Here is a 22257-nt window from a genome sequence, read left to right as displayed (position 1 = left end):
GCCGGGCGCGCTGCAAAAATCTCACTGGCCCATGATCAGATCGAGCAGCGTGGTGCGCCGCGGCTGCACCGAAGAGGTCGTCTGCGGCGTCCCGACATTGCCGGGCGGTACGACGTTTCCATAGTCGGACCCGTCGCTTTCGGCAATGTCGGCAGGCGGAACCGGGCCGTTTCCTGACGGCGCGGTTTGCTGCCGGACGGGCGCCTGCGGATAGCGGTTGGCATTCTCGTCACCACCGAAGACACCGGAAATGATGCCGCCGATCATCGTCGATGGCGGCGCTTCGGCCGTGACCGGCTGCCCGCCGTCCGGTGCTGCCTGCGCCATCGGCTGGCCGCTGTTCTGATCGCCGATCAGCTGGCCGTTGCCGAAGAGCGGCGCCGGCGAAAGACCCTTGTGGGCGGCGATCATGAATTCCTTCCAGGCCTTGGCCGGCAGGCCGCCGCCGGTCACCTTCTTCATCGGCTTGCCGTCGTCATTGCCGAACCAGACGCCTGTCGTGAGGTTGCTGGTGAAGCCGACGAACAGCGCGTCGCGTGAATTCTGCGTCGTGCCGGTCTTTCCCGCCGCCTGCCAGCCGGGAATCTTGGCGCTCTTGCCGGTGCCGTTGTCGATGACGCCCATCATCATCGCATCCATCTGCGCGGCGATCTGTTCGGACAGCACACGCGGCGGGCTGTCATAGGTATTTTCGTAAAGAACCTTGCCGTCTGCGGTCGTCACCCGGCGGATGACGTGCGGCGTCGCCTTGTAGCCGCCGTTCATGAAGGCGGCATAGGAGGCGGTGAGTTCCATCAGCGACACTTCCGACGTGCCGAGCGCAATCGAGGCGTTCGGCTGCAGCTCGCTTTCGATGCCGAGCCGGTGGGCAAGCTTGATCACCTGGTCGGGCCCGTCATACATCACCAGCTGCGCGGCAACCGTGTTCAGCGACTTGGAAAGCGCGGTGGCAAGGGTCACTTCGCCATTGTATTTCTTCTCGTAATTCTCCGGCGTCCAGTCACCGATGCGGATCGGCGCGTCATTGAACACCGAAAAGGGCGTCAGCCCCTTTTCCAGCGCTGCGGCATAGACGAAAGGCTTGAACGAGGAGCCCGGCTGGCGTTTGGCCTTGACGGCGCGGTTGAACTGGCTCGTTGCATAGTCCCTGCCGCCGACCAGCGCCCGGATTGCGCCGGTGCCGTCGATCGAGACGAGGGCTGCCTGCGAGGCGTCGAGCTTGTCGCCTTCCGCGTCGAGCACACCGACCAGTGATTGCTCGGCCTTTTTTTCCAGTGACTTGTCGATGGTCGTATCGACGATGACGTCCTCCTTGACGTCGCCGATCAGGCCCGGCAATTGATCCATCACCATGTCGGCGACATAATGCCCGGCGCCCGACCAGTAACTCTTGGCCGAAGCCGGGGTCTGCGACATCGCGGTCTTGACCTCGGAATCGGTGATGAAACCCTGTTCGCGCATCGCCGCGAGCACGAGCTGAGCACGCGCATTCGCAGCGTCCGCGTCGCGGGCCGGCGAAAGCCGCGACGGCGCCTTGAGCAGCCCGGCCAGCACCGCCGCCTCGCCGAGGTTCACGTCGCGCGCCGATTTGCTGAAGTAGCGGCGTGACGCGGCTTCGACGCCATAGGCGTTCGATCCGAAGAACACCCGGTTGAGATACATCGCAAGGATCTGGTCCTTGGTGTATTTCTGCTCCAGCCAGAAAGCGAGCAGTACCTCCTGCACCTTGCGCTCCAGCGTTCTCTCGGGAGAGAGGAAGAGGTTCTTGGCAAGCTGCTGCGTCAGCGTCGAGCCGCCCTGCACCATGTGGCCGGCCGTCAAATTGGTGACGATCGCCCGGCCGAGGCCGAGTGGATCGACGCCGAAATGCGAATAAAAACGCCGGTCTTCGATGGCGATGACGGCCTCGGGAATATAGGGCGACATGTTTTCGAGTGATAGCGCCTCGCCGCCGGTGGCGCCGCGATTGGCGATGACGCTGCCGTCGACGGCGGTGATCTTGACGTTCGGCGGCCGCTCGGGAATTGCCCATGTGCTGGCGCTCGGCATGCGCGAACCATAATAGACCACAAGCCCGGCAACGCCGATGCCGGCCCAGATGAAAAGCACGACGCACCAATAGACCACACGTCGCAGAAAGCCGAAAAAGCCGCCGCCTTCACGCTCGCGCGGCTCGCGCCGCCGCTGGCGGGCGGCCCGCTGCGGTGGGGGCCTGGAACCGCCGCGCCGTGTCGGTCTGCTGCCGACGACGCGGTCATCGGCATCGAGCGAAAATTCGTCATCGTCGCGGGCCGGGCGGCCGCTGAAGGACGGTTCTATTCTGTCGCTTGATCTGCCTCTGCCTGCCATCGCCGACCGGTCGCATCCCCTGTTCGATCGCGAAGCCCGCTTCGCATAACGGCGCCCCTGCAGCGCTGCGTGTCCTTCCGGACGCGCAAAGAACGCTGTAGCACTTTGAAGGGCTGCGTGATTTTGCCTTCAACCGATTCCGGTTCAAGGAACGACGCAGCGGGCGACGCGATCATCCGATTGAACTGTAATTGCGGCGATTTAACGGGATGTTAAAGGGCGGCAAACGACGGCGCCGCGCTGCCTCGCGTTAGATCGTCTCTTCAATATTGGCGGGCTTCGCAATCGTCGGGCGTTTCCGGATCCTGCTTATATTCCCACTGTCGGTGACCTCGCGCGGACCAAGGCTTCCCGCTGCTGCCTCGCTGCCCTTCGTCACGCCCGCTGAGGCCGGGAGATCGCGCCCGTCGCGGATCGTCCTTCGCGGCCACCTGCGGGAGCAGAGACACGTTGAATCGATCAAATGCGATTTCTGATTTAAGGAATTATGCGCAGGGCGGAACCAATAGGCTCGACGATTGTTTATTGAGAAGCGGGACACCCCCTCACGTCCCGCCTATGATCGGCCGTCTCCCCTCAACGCGCGCCGATCGACATCAGGCCCGGTGCATCCCCCCAAGGAGCGCCGGGCTTTTTCTGGCACTGCTGTCGCATTGAACCCGTCCATGCAGAAAGGGCGGCATCGCTGCCGCCCTCGATATTTCAGTTGTCGCAGGACGGGTCGCCCGGGCGGCAGACAAAGGGCGAAGCCCTGGGATCCGGGCGGTTGTAGGTGTCGGCCTTCCCGCCCCTGAACTGCGGCAGATCACGGAAATTCGAACTCCTGTTGTCGTCATCCCTGCGGACCTCTCTGCGCCGTTCCTCCCTGCGGACGTCGTCGCGTCGGTCCCGGTCACGATCCCGGTATTCGCGGACCTGATAATCCCGATCCCGATACTCCCGCGGCCGGTAATCCCGATCCCGGTAGTCGCGGTCGCGGTAATAATAGTCCGGGCCGCGGCTCCAGCGGTCACGCTCGCGATAGAAATCGCGGCCGCGGTAGTAGCGGTCCCAATAATTGCCGACGCTGAAGGTAACCATTGGAATGCCCAGCGGACGGTAATATTGCGGACCGACATAGACACGGCGTTGCTGATAGACGGCCTGCACATACTGGCCGGAAACCCAGCCGCGGCCGCCGTAGAATTCGACGTCGCACCAGTTGACGTTGGAAAGACATCCACGGATTTCGACCGAAGAGCCGGCGGGGATGACTGCGACGGCGGGATAGCGCGTGCTTGGTCCCGCACGCATGTTGACATTCGCCGTCGAGTAACCCTCGGCGGCCTGTACTACCGCCGGAGCCAACACAAGCAGCGCGGCCGCGGCGATCTTGACGATGAGGTTTTTCACGCTTCTCACTCCTCGTTGGCGTGTTTTCAGCAGCACTTGGCTGCGTTTCTTTGCGGCATATGCCATATGCGCAAAGATAGAGCGATCGCCGGCATTTGTTAGGGCGTCACCATTTTCCTTGTCTTTCAAAAGCTTATACTGAGGTCGCGATGAACGCAGCTTGAACGAGGGGGATTTTGTGATGCGATTTGGCGGTTTCGACACCGCAGACGCTTGTGCAAGTGTCGTTAACCGCTCGTTAACCTTTCGAAGGCAGTCTCGTTGCAATACCGCCTTCTCCTTGACCACGGATGAACTGGCACTGAGACGAGCGGATAACGAAAGGCCGGTTTGAACCGGCCTTTTTGTTGTCGCAAATTTTTGTGCTGCGTGAGACGCGCCAGTCTCTCTCAGGCGGCAAGGGCCTGAAGAATCCGTATCCAGGAGCGGATGCCCTTGTGATAGGAGAGAAGCTCGTATTTTTCGTTCGGCGAATGGATGCGGTCGTCGCTGAGGCCGAAGCCGACGAGCAGTGATTCCATGCCGAGCATCCTCTGGAAGTCGCCGACGATCGGGATCGAGCCGCCCATGCCGATGACGATGGCGGGTTTCGGCCATTCGTCGGAAAGCGCCGTCTTTGCCTTGGTCAGCAGAGGCGAGTCATAGGAGAGATGAATCGCCGGCGAGCCACCATGCGGATGGAATTCGACCGAGCAATCGGCCGGAATTTTCGACCTGACATAGTTGCGGAAAGCCTCGCGGATGGCGGTCGGATCCTGGGTGCCGACGAGCCGGAACGACACTTTCGCCGAAGCCTTGGCGGCGATCACCGTCTTGAAGCCTTCGCCGGTATATCCGCCCCAGATGCCGTTGATTTCGGCGGTCGGCCGCGCCCAGGTCAGTTCCAGCACCGACCGGCCCTTTTCGCCGGAGGGAATGGAAAGGCCGACTTCGCCGAGGAATTTGTCCGCGGTCTTGCCGAGCGTCTCCCATGACGCCTTGATGTTGTCGGGCGTTTCCTCGACGCCGTCATAGAAGCCGTCAAGCGTGATGCGCCCGGTTTCGTCGTGCAGGCCGGCAAGCGCCTCGACGAGAATATGGATCGGATTTGCCGCCGCGCCGCCGAACAGACCGGAATGCAGATCGCGGTCGGCGGCGGTGACGACCACCTCCTCGCCGACGAGGCCGCGCAGCGCCGCGGCGATTGCCGGCGTGTCGCGGTCCCACATGCCGGTATCGCAGACAAGCGCATAGTCGGCCTTCAGCTCGGCGGCGTTGGCTTCGAGGAAAGGTTTCAGCGACGGCGAGCCCGATTCTTCCTCGCCTTCGAAGAGAATGGTGATGCGGCAGGGAAGCGCGCCGTTGATCTCCTTATAGGCGCGGCAGGCTTCGACGAAGGTCATCAGCTGGCCCTTGTCGTCGGATGTGCCGCGGCCGGTCAGGATCTTGCGGCCCTCGCCGATATCCTTGATCGACGGCTCGAAGGGATCGTTTTCCCAGAGCTCGATCGGATCGACCGGCTGCACGTCGTAATGGCCGTAGAACAGTACATGGGGCGCATCGGCGGAGGCTCCGGCATGGTGGGCGACCACCATCGGATGGCCGGGCGTGTCACGCACCGAAGCGGAAAAGCCGATTCCCTGGAGATAGGCGACCAGCCATTCGGCGGCCTTCCGGCATTCCGCCTTGAAGGCGGGATCGGTGGAAATCGACTGGATGCGCAGAAGCTCGAACAGCTTTTCGAGACTCGAGGAAAGGTTCTGATCCGCGCGTGCAAGCACCTGTTGTACATCCGTCATTTTCGACTCCTTTTTGAAATTCGGCCGGACGATAGACCAAACCAGCAGGGCAGGCGAGGCGGAAAAAACAAAAGGGGGCGCGGCGGAAGTGACCTGATCTGACCCGCGTCGGGAAGATTTGTCGGATAGTATAGAAGAACATCCTAATTCAATTTACGGTTATTTAGTACAACCAAATTAACTTGACCGAATTCAGCTGTGCGAGGGGCGAGATGTTTTCGGTCATTACTTGTATTCGCGACAATCACGATTGGCGGCTGGTGCTCGCGGCGGCCGTGGTCTGCCTGATCGGCGCGATGGCGGCGATGCTACCGCTTGCCCGCGCCCAGGAATGCGATGCCGGACGCCGCAAGCTTTGGATCGGCGCGTCGGCTTTCGCCTTCGGCACCGGCGTATGGGCAACCCATTTCATCGCGATGCTGGCCTATGACGGCGGCATGCCGATCACCTACCAGCTGGGCCTGACGGCGCTTTCCTTCCTCTTGTCGGTGGTCGCCTCGTGGGCGGCAATCCTCGTCGCTTCGCAAGGCCGGGGCAGGTTTTCGTGCATCCAAGGCGGCGTCCTGATGGCGCTCGGCATCGCCTCGATGCACCTGACCGGCATGCAGGCGATCGAGACGCAGGCGGTTATCCTCTACGACCCGTACATGACGTTGAGTGCGGTACTCGCGGGGGTGCTGCTGTCGAGCATTGCCTTCCACGCCTTCTTCCACTTGAAGGGACTGAAACGGCTCCTCGCCTCGTCGGTCACCTTCGTCCTTGCGATCTGCGCACTCCACTTCATTTCGATGGCCAGCATCACACTCGTGCCGGATCCCGGCAAAGAGGTTCCGGCAACGGTGCTGGATACCAGCCTGCTGGCCGCGATCGTCGTAGTGGCGGCCACAGCTCTCATTCTGATCGCTATTGCTGTGGTCTTTGTCGAAAGCCACCTGACGGATCTGAGGGGGCTGGCAAATGCGTCGCAGGAAGGATTGCTGATCCTGCGGGAAGGCAGGATTATCGATGCCAACGAACGCTTTCAGGGCCTTTCCGGCTGGAAGCTTGCCGATCTCCTGGGCAAGGCGCCCTCCATTGTCTTAACCCAGGGACAGAACAGGCCGGGCGAGACGCTGCTCAACACCAGGAACGGCAGGGAGATCTCCGTCGAAGTGAACACCAGCAGGATCGTCTATCGCGGACACAACTGCGACGTGCTGGCGGTGCGCGATCTCACCGAGCGCAGGCAGGCCGAGGAGATGATCGAGCACCTCGCCCACCACGATGTTCTCACCGACCTTCCAAATCGGTCGTTGTTCGACAAGCGCATCCGCCAGGCGCTGCAGATGGCCAAGGGAAAGAACAGCGAGGTTGCCCTCTTCTATATCGATCTCGATCGCTTCAAGACCGTCAACGATATTTTCGGCCACGCCGAGGGCGACCGCATTCTTTGCAAAGTCGCCTCGATCCTGCGTCGCGTGGCCGATGAACGGGATACCATCGCCCGTCTCGGCGGCGATGAATTTGCCATCATTCAGTCCGCCGGACAGCAACCGGCGGCCGCGCAGAAGCTCGCAGCCGCGATCCTCGACGAATTCGCCGCCGAGATGGATATGGCGCGCGACCCGACCGCCGTTGGCGTCAGCCTCGGCATCGCTCTTTATCCAACAGACGGAAGCGATGCAGACGAGATCTGCAACAACGCCGATATCGCCCTCTATCGGGTCAAGCACGGCGGCCGCGGCAAGGCCTGCTTCTTCAATGCGGAAATGGACGAGGCCACGCGAGCCCGCCGCCAGATCGAAAGCGAACTGCGCCACGCCATCACCCGCAATCAGATCCATGTCAGCTATCAGCCGGTTCTTGATGCACAGAGCGGCGAGATCAGCGGTTACGAGGCCCTGATGCGCTGGAACCGGCCGGGCCACGGCCTGAGCGAGCCGGATATCTTCATTCCGATCGCCGAGGAAAGCGGGTCGATCGTCCAGCTCGGCGAGTGGGTGCTGCAGCAGGCCTGCAAGGAGGCCGCGCGCTGGCCGCTTCCGCTGAGGATCGCCGTCAACGTCTCGCCGGTGCAGTTCATGCTGCCAAACCTATGCGAGCGGATCGAGGCGATCCTCAAGGAAACCGGGCTTGCGCCCGGCCGGCTGGAAATCGAGATCACCGAGGCCGCTCTCATCCGTGATCGCGACCGGGTGATGGCCACGCTGCAGCGTCTGCGCAGTCTGGGTGTTCACATCGTCATGGACGACTTCGGCACCGGTTTTTCCTCGCTTTCCAACCTGCGAACCTTCCCTTTCGACAAGATCAAGGTCGACCGCAGCTTCACCGGAATGCTGGACCATGACGCGGCGGCGCGCTCGATCGTGCGCGCGATCATCGGCCTCGGTCACAGTCTCGGCATGCCTGTCGTGACGGAGGGCGTCGAAACCGAGACGCAGCGCCAGATCGTCGTCGAAGAAGGCTGTGCGCAGGTACAGGGGTTTTTGCTCGGCAGACCGGATGTCGAGCCGAGCACCAAGCTCGCTGTCCGCGAAAGCCTCCTGTCCTCGACAGCCTAATGCATGTCGCCCCGACGTGTGCAGCGGTTCCGGGACAACGACATGCATAAAAACAAAAGGCTAAAGCGCGTCGCATGAATCAAATTTGATACGACGCGCTTTAAACGGACGATCCGTCGATAGCGTGGCGGCGATCCACCCGTCTTGCCGGCGAGCAATGCCGGTCAGAGCGCCTTGGCGTTTTCCAGCAGCCGGCGGATATATTCGAGCGTCAGCTCGCGCTCGAAAGTCCGAAAGCCCTTGAACAGCGCGAGGTCGGCCTCGCGCGCGCTTTCGATCGCCTCGGCTTCCATGGCACGCGCCTTCGGCGTCAGGAAGATCAGCTGCGCCCGCTTATCGGATGGATGCGGCCGACGTTCGATCAGCCCGTCGCGGACCATGCGCGACAGCGTATTGGCCATGGTCGCCTGCTCGATATCGACCCGCTCGAGCAGCTGTTTCTGGGTCAGGCCGTCTTCGCCCCAGAGTTCCAGCAGAATGGGAAACTGACCGGGAGAAAAACCGAGCCCGACCGCGCGCCGGTGCAGCGAGCGGGCAAAACCCTTCGCCAGCTGGCTGGCAAGGTAAGCTCCCGAATCCATGCGGTTAAATCCCATGATTGCAAGTTAGGCTCAAAACCATGCCGGAGACAATGCAGCAAATCGCATAGGACGCTCCAAAAAATGCAAGCTTCGCCCATCGTTTCGAGGAGCTGGAAAAACAAAAGTCGCCATGACCTGGAGGTTGGCCATGGCGACCTTAAAATGGGGACAAAGGCCCGGAGAGGGGGATAAAGGCCTTTGTCCAAGCCTGATGCGGCGGGGGACAAGCCGGTAATCAGACCCGCGGCGCGATCAAGCGCCGGTGACATGAATTTGTAACTGCGAATGTGGTTTTTCAAGGGTCACGCCACGTTACAAATCGGTAACAGTTTGGTGAGCAGGAATCCCTTCTGCATACTTCCTTGAACCCGACGCCATAATCTCCTGGCGCGCCGAACTTTATATGGACCTCGTTCCGTGCCCGCGCTATCCATGCACGCATGAAAAAAGGCGATCACCTCTTCCTAGTCGACGGTTCCGGTTTTATCTTCCGGGCGTTTCATGCATTGCCGCCGCTGACGCGCAAGACGGACGGCCTGCCGGTCGGCGCCGTTTCCGGTTTCTGCAACATGCTGTGGAAGCTCCTGAGGGATGCGCGCAATACCGATGTCGGGGTGACGCCGACCCATCTTGCCGTCATCTTCGATTATTCCGCCAAGACATTCCGCAAGGATCTGTACGACGCCTACAAGGCGAACCGTTCAGCCCCGCCGGAAGAGCTCATCCCGCAATTCGGGCTGATCCGCGAGGCAACCCGCGCCTTCAATTTGCCCTGTATCGAGACCGAAGGCTTCGAAGCCGACGACATCATCGCCACCTATGCCCGCCAGGCCGAAGCGACCGGAGCCGACGTCACCATCGTTTCCTCCGACAAGGATCTGATGCAGCTCGTCACAGCAAATGTCCACATGTATGACAGCATGAAGGACAAGCAGATCGGCATTCCCGATGTCCTCGAGAAATGGGGCGTGCCGCCGGAAAAGATGATCGACCTGCAGGCAATGACCGGCGATTCCGTCGACAATGTGCCCGGCATTCCCGGCATCGGCCCGAAAACCGCGGCCCAGCTGCTTGAGGAATACGGGGATCTCGACACGCTGCTCGAACGCGCCACCGAGATCAAGCAGGTCAAGCGCCGCGAGACCATTCTAGCCAATATCGAGATGGCCAAGCTTTCGCGCGAACTCGTGCGGCTGCGCACCGACGTGCCGCTCGATCTCGATCTCGACGCGCTGGTGCTGGAGCCGCAGAACGGCCCGAAGCTGATCGGCTTTCTCAAGACGATGGAATTCACGACGCTGACGCGACGGGTCGCCGAAGTCTGCGATTGTGATGCAAACGCCATCGAACCGGCGGTCGTCCGCATCGAATGGGGTGATGCCGCCCATGGTCCCGATCTCGATGCGGTCGAGCCTGCGCCCGTGGCCGGCGGCATTCCTGATGTCTCGGGGCCGTCCGTGCCCGTGCCGCCGCGTGCGAAGGCTGGCGTCGAAGGCGCCTTTTCACCTGCCGATCTTGCCAAGGCGCGGGCCGAGGCCTTTGCGACGCTGCCCTTCGATCATTCCACCTATGTGACGATCCGCGATCTGGCGACGCTCGACCGATGGATCGCCGATGCGCGCGACACCGGCCTCGTGGCCTTCGATACCGAGACGACGTCGCTCGATGCCATGCAGGCCGAGCTCGTCGGCTTTGCGATGGCGATCGCCGACAATGTCGCCGACCCCACCGGCACGAAGATCCGCGCCGCCTATGTGCCGCTTGCCCACAAGAACGGCGTCGGCGATCTGCTCGGCGGCGGCCTTGCCGAAAATCAGGTCCCGATGCGCGATGCCCTGCCGCGGCTGAAGGCGTTGCTGGAGGACGCTGCGGTTCTCAAGGTCGCCCAGAACCTGAAATACGACTATCTCTTGATGAAGCGTTATGGCATCGAGACGAAGAGTTTCGACGACACGATGCTGATCTCCTACGTGCTAGACGCCGGCACCGGCGCCCATGGCATGGACCCGCTCTCGGAAAAATTCCTCGGCCATACGCCGATCCCCTACAAGGATGTGGCCGGCAGCGGCAGGGCGAACGTGACCTTCGATCTGGTCGATATCGACCGCGCCACTCACTATGCCGCCGAAGACGCCGACGTGACGCTGCGCCTTTGGCTGGTGCTGAAGCCGCGGCTGGCCGCAGCCGGACTGACCAGCGTTTATGAACGGTTGGAGCGGCCGCTATTGCCGGTGCTGGCGCGCATGGAGGCGCGCGGCATCACCGTCGACCGGCAGATCCTGTCGCGTCTGTCCGGCGAGCTGGCCCAGGGTGCGGCGCGCCTGGAGGACGAGATCTACACGCTGGCCGGCGAGCGTTTCAATATCGGCTCGCCGAAGCAGCTCGGTGATATCCTGTTCGGCAAGATGGGTCTTGCCGGCGGCAGCAAGACGAAGACCGGGCAATGGTCGACCTCCGCCTCGGTGCTCGAGGATCTCGCCGCCGCCGGTTTCGAGCTGCCGCGCAAGATCGTCGACTGGCGCCAGCTCACCAAGCTGAAATCGACCTACACCGATGCGCTTCCCGGCTATGTGCATCCGGAGACAAAGCGGGTCCACACCTCCTACTCGCTGGCCTCGACGACGACAGGGCGGCTATCCTCCTCCGAGCCGAACCTGCAGAACATTCCGGTGCGCACCGCCGAAGGCCGCAAGATCCGCACCGCCTTCATCTCGACACCGGGCCACAAGCTGATTTCCGCCGATTACAGCCAGATCGAACTGCGCGTGCTTGCCCATGTGGCCGAGATCCCGCAGCTGACCAAGGCCTTCGAGGATGGCGTCGATATTCACGCCATGACGGCGTCGGAAATGTTCGGCGTGCCGGTCGAAGGCATGCCGGGCGAGGTGCGCCGCCGCGCCAAGGCGATCAATTTCGGCATCATCTACGGCATCTCGGCCTTCGGGCTCGCCAATCAGCTTTCGATCGAGCGGTCGGAAGCCGGCGACTATATCAAGAAATATTTCGAGCGCTTCCCTGGCATCCGCGACTATATGGAAAGCCGCAAGGCGATGGCGCGCGACAAGGGTTATGTCGAGACGATCTTCGGCCGGCGAATCAACTATCCCGAAATCCGCTCGTCCAATCCGTCGGTGCGCGCCTTCAACGAGCGGGCCGCGATCAACGCGCCGATCCAGGGCTCGGCCGCCGACGTCATCCGCCGGGCGATGATCAAGATGGAGCCGGCGCTTGTTGAAGCCGGTCTTGCCCAGCGTGTGCGCATGCTCTTGCAGGTGCACGACGAACTCATCTTCGAAGTCGAGGATGAGGATGTCGAAAAGGCGATGCCGATCATCGTCTCGGTCATGGAAAACGCCACCATGCCGGCGCTCGAAATGCGCGTGCCGCTGCGCGTCGATGCCCGCGCCGCCACCAATTGGGACGAGGCGCATTGAGCGTCTCCCCAAAATGGAAAAAGATTTTTCCGTTTCACGCAACTCATTGAAATGGCGACGCTTTGCCTCTGGGAGCTGTATCGGAACGATCCGGCTGGAAGGAACTTATTAACCTTCCTTTTCTATCCCGGTAGGGTCGTAATTTGTCAGGCATGAGTGAGTAGCGGACGCATGCGTTTTCCCAGAACCAATTTGACGGATGCCGCAGATTTTTCCAGCGGGCTTGAAACGGAGCTTGTGGAGGAAAATCCCGGTGAAAAGCCGGCGGCGCCGATCTGGCAGAGCAACTTTTCGCTCGCGCCGAATGTTCGCTTCACGCGCACCCCGGAAACGCTGATCAGCCGGCGCCGTCCGCCGAACGAGCCCGTTCGCGACGAACCGCAGCTCGAACAGCAGGCGATACGGATCGAACCGGTCGCCGTCGATGTGCCGTTCGACATCTATCTGCCGGAGCCGAGCGAGCTTGCCGCAGCGCCGGCTGCGATGATCGAGATGCCGCAGCCGCCGGCTTCCGGCCGGGCGGAGGCGCCTGCCTTGCGCGCTGCTTCCGAACTGTCTTCGATTTCCGATTTCGCCTTCTGGGAAGTCATGGCCTTCGAAGAGGGCGAGCCGGTCCGCACACCCTCGATCGTTGTCCCGAAGATCGAGACCACGCCCGAATCGATCACGGCCCTGTTCCGTGTCATGGAATGGCGTCCGGGCGCGCCGAAACCGGCTGCCGCCGCATCGCGCCCGATCCAGCCGGCGGCCGCACCCCCGCATCGGCCGCTCCGCGGCCGCCGGCCGCGATCTCCCTGGAAAAGCCGGTGCGTGCTGCGGAGCCGATTGTGCTGGCGCGGAGAGGCGTGCCCCAGGCATCCCAGACCGCGCCAATGCCGCAGGCTACTCCGATGCCTCAGGCGACACCGTTGCCCCAGGCTACAGCGTTGCCCCAGGCGGCGCCGGTGCCTCGGTCGACGCCTCCGGTCGCCGCCGTCCTGCCGTCGCCGCGCCTGATGGCAAGACCGGAAAAGGTCGACGCGTCAGGCTATGAATTCCCGCCGCGCGCCCTGTTGCAGGAGCCGCCGGAACGGCTTGGCGAGATCATGTCGCAGGAGACGCTGGAGCAGAATGCCGGCCTTCTGGAAAGCGTGCTCGAGGATTTCGGCATCAAGGGCGAGATCATTCATGTTCGCCCCGGTCCCGTCGTCACCCTCTATGAATTCGAGCCGGCGCCCGGCGTGAAGTCATCGCGCGTCATCGGTCTCGCCGACGATATCGCCCGCTCGATGTCGGCGCTTTCGGCCCGCGTCGCCGTCGTCCCCGGCCGCAACGTCATCGGTATCGAACTGCCGAATGTCACCCGTGAAACAGTCTATTTCCGCGAGATGATCGAGAGCCAGGATTTCGACAAGAGCGGCTATAAGCTGGCGCTCGGCCTCGGCAAGACCATCGGCGGCGAGCCTGTCATCGCCGAGCTGGCGAAGATGCCGCACCTGCTCGTCGCCGGCACCACCGGCTCGGGCAAGTCGGTCGCCATCAACACGATGATCCTGTCGCTGCTCTACCGCATGACCCCGGAACAGTGCCGGCTGATCATGGTCGACCCGAAGATGCTCGAGCTCTCCGTCTATGACGGCATTCCGCATCTGCTGACCCCCGTCGTCACCGATCCGAAGAAGGCGGTCATGGCGCTGAAATGGGCGGTGCGCGAGATGGAGGAGCGTTATCGCAAGATGTCGCGCCTCGGCGTGCGCAACATCGACGGCTATAATGGCCGCGTCTCCCAGGCGCGCGAAAAGGGCGAGACCATCCATATCATGGTCCAGACCGGCTTCGACAGGGGAACCGGTGCGCCGGTCGAGGAGCAGCAGGAGCTGGATCTCGCGCCGATGCCCTACATCGTCGTCATCGTCGACGAAATGGCCGACCTGATGATGGTCGCCGGCAAGGAGATCGAAGGCGCCATCCAGCGCCTGGCGCAGATGGCGCGTGCGGCCGGCATTCATCTGATCATGGCGACGCAGCGCCCGTCGGTCGACGTCATCACCGGCACGATCAAGGCGAACTTCCCGACCCGCATCTCCTTCCAGGTCACCTCGAAGATCGACAGCCGCACCATTCTCGGCGAACAGGGCGCCGAGCAGCTGCTCGGCCAGGGCGACATGCTGCACATGCAGGGCGGCGGCAGGATTGCCCGCGTGCACGGTCCCTTCGTTTCGGATGCCGAGGTCGAAAAGGTCGTTGCTCATCTGAAGACCCAGGGGCGCCCCGAATATCTCGACACCGTTACCGCCGACGAAGAGGAAGAGCCGGAAGAGGAAGAGGCCGGCGCCGTGTTCGACAAGAGCGCCATGGCCTCCGAGGATGGCAACGAGCTCTACGAGCAGGCAGTCAAGGTCGTCATGCGCGACAAGAAGTGCTCGACCTCCTACATCCAGCGCCGCCTCGGCATCGGCTATAACCGCGCCGCCTCATTGGTCGAACGCATGGAAAAGGAAGGCCTCGTCGGCCCGGCCAATCACGTCGGCAAGCGCGAGATCGTTTCCGGGCGGGGCGACGGCGAATAGCCGCCGCGCCTATAGAAAAGACGATTCGTCGCCTGCTCCGATTATCCAACGGAAAGATGGCAAATTCTTCAGAAGAGTCATTCACGGCGCGGACGCGCCGTGGCTGGATCTCTGTGACAAGCACAGAGATGAGGGTGGGTGAGTAAGCGCCTCCGCCAGGATTTTCTGCTGGCATGTGATGATATGGCGTGAGACACCGGTTACGGAAGGCCAGAGAGACGGCTGTACATGCAGCGCGAAGGAAAACCCGTTTCAGTCCCTGCGACAGTGGATGCGGAAGCTCTATCTCTCCTCCCTCATCTCTGTGCTTGTTGTAAAGCCCGGATACATACCTGACAGATGTTCGGAGACATGCCTGACACTCAGTCCGGGCTTTTGAGATCGATTTTTGCGACCTGAGTTGCGCCGAAGAATACGCCGTAGAGACCGTCGTACTGGAGCGGACGGATGGCGAGGCGCTCGGTTTTGAAGGCGTTGGGCACGCGCCAGAATCGCCCCTTGAAGCTGACATAGCCCTTGGTTGTTCCAACGCGGCGCACGATCTCACCGCTGTCATAGACCGGTTCGGGCAGGCGGTCGGGAAAGGGACGCGATGAGGGACGGTAGCGGCTCGCCGGCACGGCCATGTCGATGCCCTGGTGGGGGCGGTGATGGTTGTAGATGTCGCGCCAGCGGTCGAAGGCGTGTTGCGCCTGAGCGTGGCTGGCGAGCGCGGCAAAGTCGAAGACCTCCGCCTTGAGGCTGCGGTGGAAGCGTTCGTTCTTACCGCGGCCCTGAGGGTGGTAGGGCTTGGCATGGATGAGGTCGATGCCGAGCTTGAGCAGCCAGACGCGCAACCTTGTCCATTGGTTGGGCACGCCGGTGCCCCACGGCCTGCCGTTGTCGGTATAGATGGCCATCGGCAGGCCGTGGCGGCGCAGGATCGGCTCCAGCCGGCCGCGAACGGTCAGCATGCGCTCGTCGGCGCAGGCTTCGAGCCCGACGGCGAAGCGGGAATGGTCGTCGATAACCGTTAGAGGATGACACCAGAGACCTGAGACGAGCTGCGTGCGGCCCTTGAAGTCCATCTGCCAGAGCAGGTTGGGCGCCTCGCGCTCGAAGCGGCCGAGCGCTGGCTGGCCGCCCATCTGCGGCCCGATGCGGTCGTGGCGCACCAGGATGGCATGGACGGTGGAGGCAGATGGCGGCGCGGTCCCGAGATCCTGCAGCCGGCGGGCGATCTTGCGCGCCCCCCAGGCCGGATGTTCGTCGCGTATCTCCAGCACCGCGCCCTCGAGGTCGACGGCGGTGCGCCGCGGGCTCGCATGCGGACGGCGGGAGCGGTCCTCCACCGGCTCGCCTGCCCGCAGGCGCTGCAGCCAGACATAGCCTGTCTGCCGGCTGATGCCGAAGCGCTGGCAAAGCGCCGAGACATTCGCACCTTCGAGCCCCGCCAACCGGCAGAATTCCAAACGCTCATCCACAACTGACCTCGACCGCCAAACCATGCAGACCTCCCGAAAAAACATCTCGAGAGTGTCAGGCATGTCTCCGAACATCTGTCAGGTATGTATCCGGGCTTTACACTTGTCACAGAGATCCAGCGCGCCCAAGTCGTTGGGCGCGGAAGACCTTTCTTCGCGGTACATCACGTCGCTTGCCGGACGTGCAATTCATGCCGCTGGCCTGATCTGTTACCAGGGCCTGCGGCATCGCAAATTTCTGCTGTCGTTCGTCTATTGAACGTCGGCGAGCAGCCCATCGAGGATCGCAACCATCTTCTGCTTGGCCTCTTCGAGCGAGCCGCTATTGTCGAGCTCCGTCACGTCGTAGTCGCCGCGCACCGTCAGCGGCCCGCGGACGAGTCTCGCCATGATATCCTCATGCGTCTCGCGCCCGCGCGCCTCCAGCCGGCTGGCAAGCACTTCGGGGCGGGCGGTGACGTTTATCACCTTGAGCCGCGGGAAAGCGGCCTGGAAACGGTGAAGTGCCGAACGCGAACCATTGGCGACGACGACATGGCCGCGGGACAGTGCCACCGAGACCTCGGCCGGAATACCGTATTTCAGGCCGTGCGCCTCCCACCAGACGGCGAAGGAGCCCGACTGTTCCATCGCCGTAAAGCCTTGGAGGGAGACGGAAAGATGGTCTTCGCCGCCGGCGTCGCGGTGGCGGGTGATGACGCGGCGGGTGAAGTGAATGTCGGCGCGGCCGGCGAAATGCCGGGCGGCGAGGTTCATCAGCGTGTCCTTGCCGGCGCCGCTCGGCCCAACGACGACGACCATGATGCCGCGTTCGGCTCCGGCTCCGGGGTGGGGTTCGTGCGGCGTCATGCGACACGGCGTCCCTGGCGCCAGACGGAGCGTGTCACCGGCACGCCATGCGAGCGGTGGACGCGGACGAGATCGGCGCGCAGCCCGGTTGCGATCCGGCCGCGATCGTCGAGACTGACGGTGCGGGCGGGCGTCGACGTCACCATCGCGATCGCCTTCGGCAGCGTGATGCTCTCGACCTCGTCGGCGAGGATGAAGGGCGCGTGCAGCAGGCTGAGCGGCACGTAATCGGAGGACAGCACGTCGAGCACGCCCATTTCGGCGAGGTCGCGGGCGGCGATATTGCCGGAATGGGATTTGCCGCGCACGATGTTCGGCGCCCCCATCAACACGCTCATGCCGTGCTCGTGCGAGGCCCGGGCGGCGTCGAAGCTCGTCGGGAATTCGGCAAGGCGCACACCGTTGTCGATCGCCTCGTCGACATGGGCGAGTGTGGCGTCGTCATGGCTTGCAACGGTGATGCCGCGTTCGGCGCAGACCTTGGCGATGGCGTTGCGGTGCGGCGTTGAATTGCGCGCCGATTCCGCCTGGCGCTTGGCGACGAAACGGGCGAAGACCTCGTCGCTCAGGCCCCGCTTCTTCTGGTAGTAGAAGATGTACTGATCCATCGTCTGGAACTGACGCTGGCCGGGCGCGTGATCCATCAGCGAGACGAGCCGCACATGCGGATCGTTTTCGAAATCGACGAAATGTTCTAGCACATTGTCGGCCGAGACCTCGCAGCGCAGGTGGAGCAAGTGTTCGGCGCGCAGCCGGCCTTCCTTCTCCGCCGACTGAATCGCGTCGGCCATCTCGCGCATCTCGCCATGTTCGAAGCCGCCGTCCTCGTCCGCACCCATGCGCAGGCAGTCGAAGACCGTGGTGATGCCCGATGTGACGATCTGGGCGTCATGTGCCTGGACTGCGGCGGTCTTGTTCCAACGAATGCCGGGGCGCGGCTGATAATGGCCTTCGAGATGGTCGGTATGCAGCTCGACGAGGCCAGGAATAATGAAGTCGCCATCAAAATCTTCGCCGGCTACCGAATTGCCTTCGGAGATATCGGCAATCTTGCCGTCACGAATGAGCATCGAGCCGAGGAGGATATCATCCTCGAGAACGATGCGGGCGTTGGAAAACACGGTCTCTTTGCTCATAGCCTTTGATCTTTCAGCGTTTGGCGCCGGAAAGCGGCAGCCAGGAATGAACTTTGAACGGGGCGCCGCGCGTCTCCTCGGTGAAGACGGCAAGGCCGGAAATCGAGAGCGGCCGGCCGGTGAAACCGGCAAAACGCTCGGCCAGGATCGCTTTCATCACTGCGGCGCGCGTCTCCGGTACCTGGCCGCTCAGCGTCATGTGAAAGCCGAAATCCTCCATGACGTAAGGATAGCCCCAGCGCTGCAGATTGGCGCGCTGGCTGTCGCTGAGCTTCTCCGGATTGCGCCTGTTGGTGTCGGCCTCGGAGAGTGCGGCGCGAAACGGCTCGAAGGATTTTACCACCTTCGCGGCGAAATCCTGAAGAGGTTGATGAAGAGAGCCGGGAACAAGGGCAAAAAAACGGCCGAGCTGGCCGAGTACGAGCTCGGGAATCTCGAAGGCCGGCGTACTGGCGGCAAATTCCTCCACAACCGCCGTGAGATCCTTCTCGGTGACGGAGGCGGCAAGTGAAAACGGCGCCTTGATCGTGGCGTGAAAGCCGTAGCGTCGCGGGTCGGCGGTCAGCTCGAACTGCTCTGCCGCACTGAGTGTCTCATGCTCCGGCGCAGGATAGGTCTCGCCGGTGAAAGCATCGCGGCCGAGCCAGCGCGAGGCCGCGCCGGTCAGGGGGTCATCCTTCGGCGGCGAGAAATAGAGAGCGTAGCGCAAGGCTTTCATCCTGGGGATCGTCGAGACGGGGGAGCGCAATGTGCAGTGATTTGGAGGCCAACCGCAAGCAGGCTCCCGGCTAAAAGATTTCGGTGACAGAATGATGATGGCGGCAACTTATCAGTGGTTCTTTTTCCCCATCACGCGCGAGCGCAGCGCATTCGAAAGGTTGTCGAAGGCGAAGACGACCAGGAGTATCAGAAGCACCATGTAGGCGACTTTGTCCCAGTCCGAATTGGTCTTCATGGATTCCAGCAATTTCAGGCCAATGCCGCCCGCCCCAACGGCGCCGATCACGGTTGCCGAACGCGTATTCGATTCCCAGAAATAAAGTGATTGCGAGATGAAGACCGGCAGGACTTGTGGAACGACGCCGAAACGTTGAACGGCAACTGGCGCCGCACCCACCGACTTGACGCCCTCACGCTGCTTGTCGTCGATGTTCTCGAGGGCTTCTGCGTAGACTTTTCCGAGCGCGCCCGTATCGGTGAAGAAAATCGCCGCGATCCCGGGAAGCGGCCCCGGGCCGAAGGCGCGGGTGAAGAACAACGCCCAGATCAGCATGTCGATCGAGCGCAGGAAATCGAAGAGCCGCTTCGTGGCCCAGTTCACGGCGCGGTTACGCATGATGTTGCGTGCGGCGATGAAGGCGAGCGGAAAAGCAACCAGGGTGCCGAATAATGTGCCGACAAAGGCCATGACGAGTGTCTGCATCAGTTTCGACAGGATGTCGCCGTGCTGCCAGCTCGCGTTGTTGAGGAAGTTGTCCAATGCCAGCGACGCGTTGGATTGATTAGCATCGAGTTCGTGCGCCCGAGAACATCAGGCCCACGACCTCGGGCAGGCTGCGGCCCCAGAAGGGCGATTGCGTATCGAAGAAGAAGTTCGCCCAGCCGAGAAAGCGGCGCTGCACGTAGACCTGGCTGGTGCGGATTTCTGCCTGTCCGGAAAACCCGTAATAGACATTCACCTTGTTGTCGTCTTGCTGCATCTGGACTGGCGCATCGGCAGGCAAAGAGGCTCGGTCGCGGGTGATGGTGACGGGATAGAGCTTGCCGTCGATATAGACGTCAACGCGGCTTGGGCTCACGTCCAGACGGTCACCGTCGCTGCCGAAGGTGACAGTGTATCTGCGCCCATCGGCGCTGGGCTTCAGCCAGTAGATCTCAGCGCCTTCGGGATACTGGCGACGGCTTGTCCATTGTGGGACGACCTGATCGTTCTGGAAACGCAGGCGCGGCTGGGCACGCCAGGAATACCAGTCCTGAACATAGATTGCTGCGCGATCCCAGTTGCCGTTTACGAAAGTCGGAATGACGTTGAAGAAGGCGAAGCAGAAGGCAAGGTAGACGAGGACTGCCGCAGAGATGAGGAGAAGGCCCCATCGCTGCATGAAGCTACGATGGAAGATGTCCGGATAGGCGGCCAGCAGGCGGTTACGTTCGATAGCGTTCATGGTCAGAGCAGAGGACATCACGCCGCTCCCCGGCCAAATTCGAAGGACTGCTGGCCGATCAGCCGTCGACGCAGCCAGGCGGAAAATTGGTCGACGCAAATGACCGTGATCAGCAGCAGGATGATGATTGCGTAAGTCTTGGCGGCATGGTCGCGGCCAATCGAAAGGCTGAAGACTTCGCCTATGCCGCCGCCGCCAACAGCGCCGATAATGGTCGAGGCACGCACATTTATCTCGGTGCGCAGCAGCGTGTAGGAGACGAAGTTCGGGAGCACCTGCGGCAGGATGGCAAAACGCACACGCTCCAGCCAGCCGGCGCCGACTGCGCGCAGGCCTTCATCCGGCTTCATGTCAGCATTCTCGACAACTTCAAAGAACAGCTTTCCAAGCGCGCCGATAGTGTGGAACCACACCGCGATGATCGCCGAGATAGGACCGATCGAAAGGATTGCCGCGAGAAGCCCGGCGATGACGATCTCCGGGAAGGCGCGCATGATCTCCATGATGCGCCGCACGATCCAGCGCGTCACACCTGCTCCGACGAGATTGGTGGACGCGAAAAAGCAGAGCAGGAACGCGCCGCTCGCACCCAATATGGTGGAGACGATGGCGATGTTGAGCGTGATCGCGAGCTGGTAGAAGAAATTCGGGATATAGAAACTGTCGGTGATCCAGACGCGGTCGCTTGTATAGTCGTATTTTATCGAACCATCGGAGTAGGGCGACGGCAGGTCGAACATGGCGCGGAAAATCTCCAGCGGGCTGTCCGGTACAAAGCTCTTCATGAAATCGAAGAAATAGGGCAGGCGCTCGAAGAACTTGCCCGAATTGGCACTGTTGGCGAAGTCGAGCGAGGCGCCGAGGATGATCAGGAACACCACGATCGAAACGACGGTATAGATGCGTCGCGTTCGAACTTGGCTCTGATAATGATCGAGGATGGTGCGGGAGCTCTCCTGCAATCCGCTGAGAGAGTCCGCGCCGGCCGAGTGCGCCATAGGTGGCTTCCTTCTTGAAAACGGCGGCACCATCATGATGCCGCCGCAAGACGGTTCAGGCTGAGGATCAGCCGCCGATGACGGCCTTACGGGCGTCGATGATCGTCTGGTAGAAGCTCTGGTCGACCGGCGCCCAGTCAACGTAGCCGCCGCCGGTGAACGATTTCGAAGCAGCTCTTGTCCTTCTTCGGCAGTTCGGCGAAGTAGGCGGTAACCTTCTTCTGGAGGTCGGCCGGCAGCTTCTGGGAAACCATCAGAGGACCATTCGGGATGAGGGGCGACTTCCAGACTTCCACGATATCGTCCATGTCGAGCAGGCCCTTGGTGACCATCTGGTGCAGGTTGCCGGAGGTGTAACCCTGCGCCCAATCCCCCTGACCGGAACCGAAGGTGGTACCGACGTCGAACTTCTTGTCGAGAACGCCGAGAACAAGGTTCTCGTGGCCGCCGCCGAAGCCGGTTTCAGAGAAGTACTGCTTGACTGGAGCGCCAGTGTCCTTCGGAAGGGCAACGTTAGGAACAAGGTAGCCGGAGGTAGAGTTCCGGATCGGCGAAGCCGAGCTTCTTGCCCTTGGCGTCGGCCAGCGTCTTGATTCCCGAATCCTTGCGGGCAACCATGATCGAGTAGTAGCCGGTCGAACCGTCGGCCTGCTTGGTGGCCAGAACCGGGGTGACGGCGTTCGGATCCTTGATATAGATCGCGGCGTAAGAGGCGGCGCCCATGACGGCGAGATCGATCGTGCCGCCGAGCAGGCCTTGGATGACGCCGTTATAGTTCGGCGACGGGAAGAGCTGCACTTCGGAAACGCCGGTGGCGGCGATCAAGCCCGGCTTGACGCACTCGGTGCGACGCACCTGGTCGGCTTCGTTTTCACCGCCATCGAGACCGATGCGGAGGACTTTGACGTCCTGAGCGGCGGCATTGCCGGCGAGGGCGGCTACGGCGATGGTTGCCATCAAAATCTTGCGGAATGCTGACATTAGAAGTCTCCCTGTTGTGACGTGGCTCGTCAGTTGGTTCTC

Annotated in this window: 10 protein-coding genes and 4 pseudogenes; 3 read left to right on the top strand and 11 right to left on the bottom strand. The window is 62.1% G+C overall.

The features are described 5' to 3' along the window. Positions 1–21: 21 nt before the first annotated feature. The 3 genes from MHI61_RS23020 to MHI61_RS23010 form a co-directional block, all read right to left on the bottom strand. On the bottom strand, positions 22–2349 hold the full coding sequence (locus MHI61_RS23020; protein WP_239790693.1) for a transglycosylase domain-containing protein: 2328 nt from the start codon (positions 2347–2349) through the stop codon (positions 22–24). A gap of 702 nt (positions 2350–3051) precedes the next feature. After that, on the bottom strand, positions 3052–3741 hold the full coding sequence (locus MHI61_RS23015) for an SH3 domain-containing protein (RefSeq protein ID WP_239790691.1): 690 nt from the start codon (positions 3739–3741) through the stop codon (positions 3052–3054). Between the two features lie 389 nt (positions 3742–4130). Continuing rightward, positions 4131–5519: a dipeptidase gene (locus MHI61_RS23010; RefSeq protein WP_239790690.1), complete on the bottom strand. Its 1389-nt coding sequence runs from the start codon at positions 5517–5519 to the stop codon at positions 4131–4133. A gap of 212 nt (positions 5520–5731) precedes the next feature. Between MHI61_RS23010 and MHI61_RS23005 the strand changes: the two genes are divergently transcribed. Beyond that, entirely contained in the window at positions 5732–8059 is a 2328-nt protein-coding gene (locus tag MHI61_RS23005; RefSeq protein ID WP_239790689.1) for an EAL domain-containing protein, read from the top strand. Positions 8060–8223: 164 nt separating this feature from the next. Here the strand turns inward: MHI61_RS23005 and MHI61_RS23000 are convergent, their stop codons facing one another. After that, a complete protein-coding gene (locus tag MHI61_RS23000; RefSeq protein ID WP_004674042.1) occupies positions 8224–8640 on the bottom strand; it encodes a MarR family transcriptional regulator in 417 nt (138 codons plus the stop codon). A 440-nt stretch (positions 8641–9080) separates the two neighbouring features. On the opposite strand from MHI61_RS23000, the gene polA reads away from it, so the two are divergent. Further along, positions 9081–12074 carry a DNA polymerase I gene (polA, locus tag MHI61_RS22995; protein WP_239790687.1) on the top strand — a complete coding sequence of 998 codons (2994 nt, stop codon included), beginning with the start codon at positions 9081–9083 and terminating at the stop codon, positions 12072–12074. A gap of 171 nt (positions 12075–12245) precedes the next feature. Beyond that, a pseudogene (locus MHI61_RS22990) lies at positions 12246–14623 on the top strand (DNA translocase FtsK). A 282-nt stretch (positions 14624–14905) separates the two neighbouring features. Here MHI61_RS22990 and MHI61_RS22985 read toward each other — a convergent pair. The 7 genes and pseudogenes from MHI61_RS22985 to phnD all read right to left on the bottom strand — a co-directional run bounded on the left by MHI61_RS22985 (position 14906) and on the right by phnD (position 22215). Beyond that, positions 14906–16110 (bottom strand): annotated as a pseudogene (locus MHI61_RS22985) (IS481 family transposase). A 228-nt stretch (positions 16111–16338) separates the two neighbouring features. Beyond that, entirely contained in the window at positions 16339–16935 is a 597-nt protein-coding gene (gene phnN / locus MHI61_RS22980; RefSeq protein ID WP_239790686.1) for a phosphonate metabolism protein/1,5-bisphosphokinase (PRPP-forming) PhnN, read from the bottom strand. After that, positions 16932–18071 carry an alpha-D-ribose 1-methylphosphonate 5-triphosphate diphosphatase gene (locus MHI61_RS22975; protein WP_239790685.1) on the bottom strand — a complete coding sequence of 380 codons (1140 nt, stop codon included), beginning with the start codon at positions 18069–18071 and terminating at the stop codon, positions 16932–16934. The genes phnN and MHI61_RS22975 overlap by 4 nt, the downstream gene beginning before the upstream one ends. A gap of 13 nt (positions 18072–18084) precedes the next feature. Continuing rightward, positions 18085–18780, bottom strand: coding sequence for a DUF1045 domain-containing protein (locus tag MHI61_RS22970; RefSeq protein WP_239790684.1), 696 nt, complete (start codon positions 18778–18780; stop codon positions 18085–18087). A 120-nt stretch (positions 18781–18900) separates the two neighbouring features. Then, positions 18901–20254 (bottom strand): annotated as a pseudogene (gene phnE / locus MHI61_RS22965) (phosphonate ABC transporter, permease protein PhnE). Further along, positions 20254–21234 (bottom strand): phosphonate ABC transporter, permease protein PhnE, encoded by a 981-nt coding sequence (phnE, locus tag MHI61_RS22960; RefSeq protein WP_096763455.1) that lies wholly within the window; start codon positions 21232–21234, stop codon positions 20254–20256. The pseudogene phnE (MHI61_RS22965) and the gene phnE (MHI61_RS22960) overlap by 1 nt, the downstream one beginning before the upstream one ends. A 67-nt stretch (positions 21235–21301) precedes the next feature. Further along, positions 21302–22215 (bottom strand): annotated as a pseudogene (gene phnD / locus MHI61_RS22955) (phosphonate ABC transporter substrate-binding protein). Between the last annotated feature and the right edge of the window lie 42 nt (positions 22216–22257).

The organism is Rhizobium sp. K102 (genome assembly GCF_022385315.1).
GTDB lineage: Bacteria > Pseudomonadota > Alphaproteobacteria > Rhizobiales > Rhizobiaceae > Rhizobium > Rhizobium croatiense.
Note: the sequence above shows the minus strand (reverse complement) of the source record. Positions and strands in the feature narration are given on the sequence as shown.

Excerpts from the sequence above, each read along its gene's own strand:
- MHI61_RS23020 (WP_239790693.1), bottom strand. The coding sequence starts at position 2,349 with ATGGCAGGCAGAGGCAGATCAAGCGACAGAATAGAACCGTCCTTCAGC.
- MHI61_RS23010 (WP_239790690.1), bottom strand. The coding sequence starts at position 5,519 with ATGACGGATGTACAACAGGTGCTTGCACGCGCGGATCAGAACCTTTCC.
- MHI61_RS22975 (WP_239790685.1), bottom strand. The coding sequence starts at position 18,071 with ATGAGCAAAGAGACCGTGTTTTCCAACGCCCGCATCGTTCTCGAGGAT.
- phnN (WP_239790686.1), bottom strand. The coding sequence starts at position 16,935 with ATGACGCCGCACGAACCCCACCCCGGAGCCGGAGCCGAACGCGGCATC.
- phnE (WP_096763455.1), bottom strand. The coding sequence starts at position 21,234 with ATGGCGCACTCGGCCGGCGCGGACTCTCTCAGCGGATTGCAGGAGAGC.
- MHI61_RS23000 (WP_004674042.1), bottom strand. The coding sequence starts at position 8,640 with ATGGATTCGGGAGCTTACCTTGCCAGCCAGCTGGCGAAGGGTTTTGCC.
- MHI61_RS23005 (WP_239790689.1), top strand. The coding sequence starts at position 5,732 with ATGTTTTCGGTCATTACTTGTATTCGCGACAATCACGATTGGCGGCTG.
- polA (WP_239790687.1), top strand. The coding sequence starts at position 9,081 with ATGAAAAAAGGCGATCACCTCTTCCTAGTCGACGGTTCCGGTTTTATC.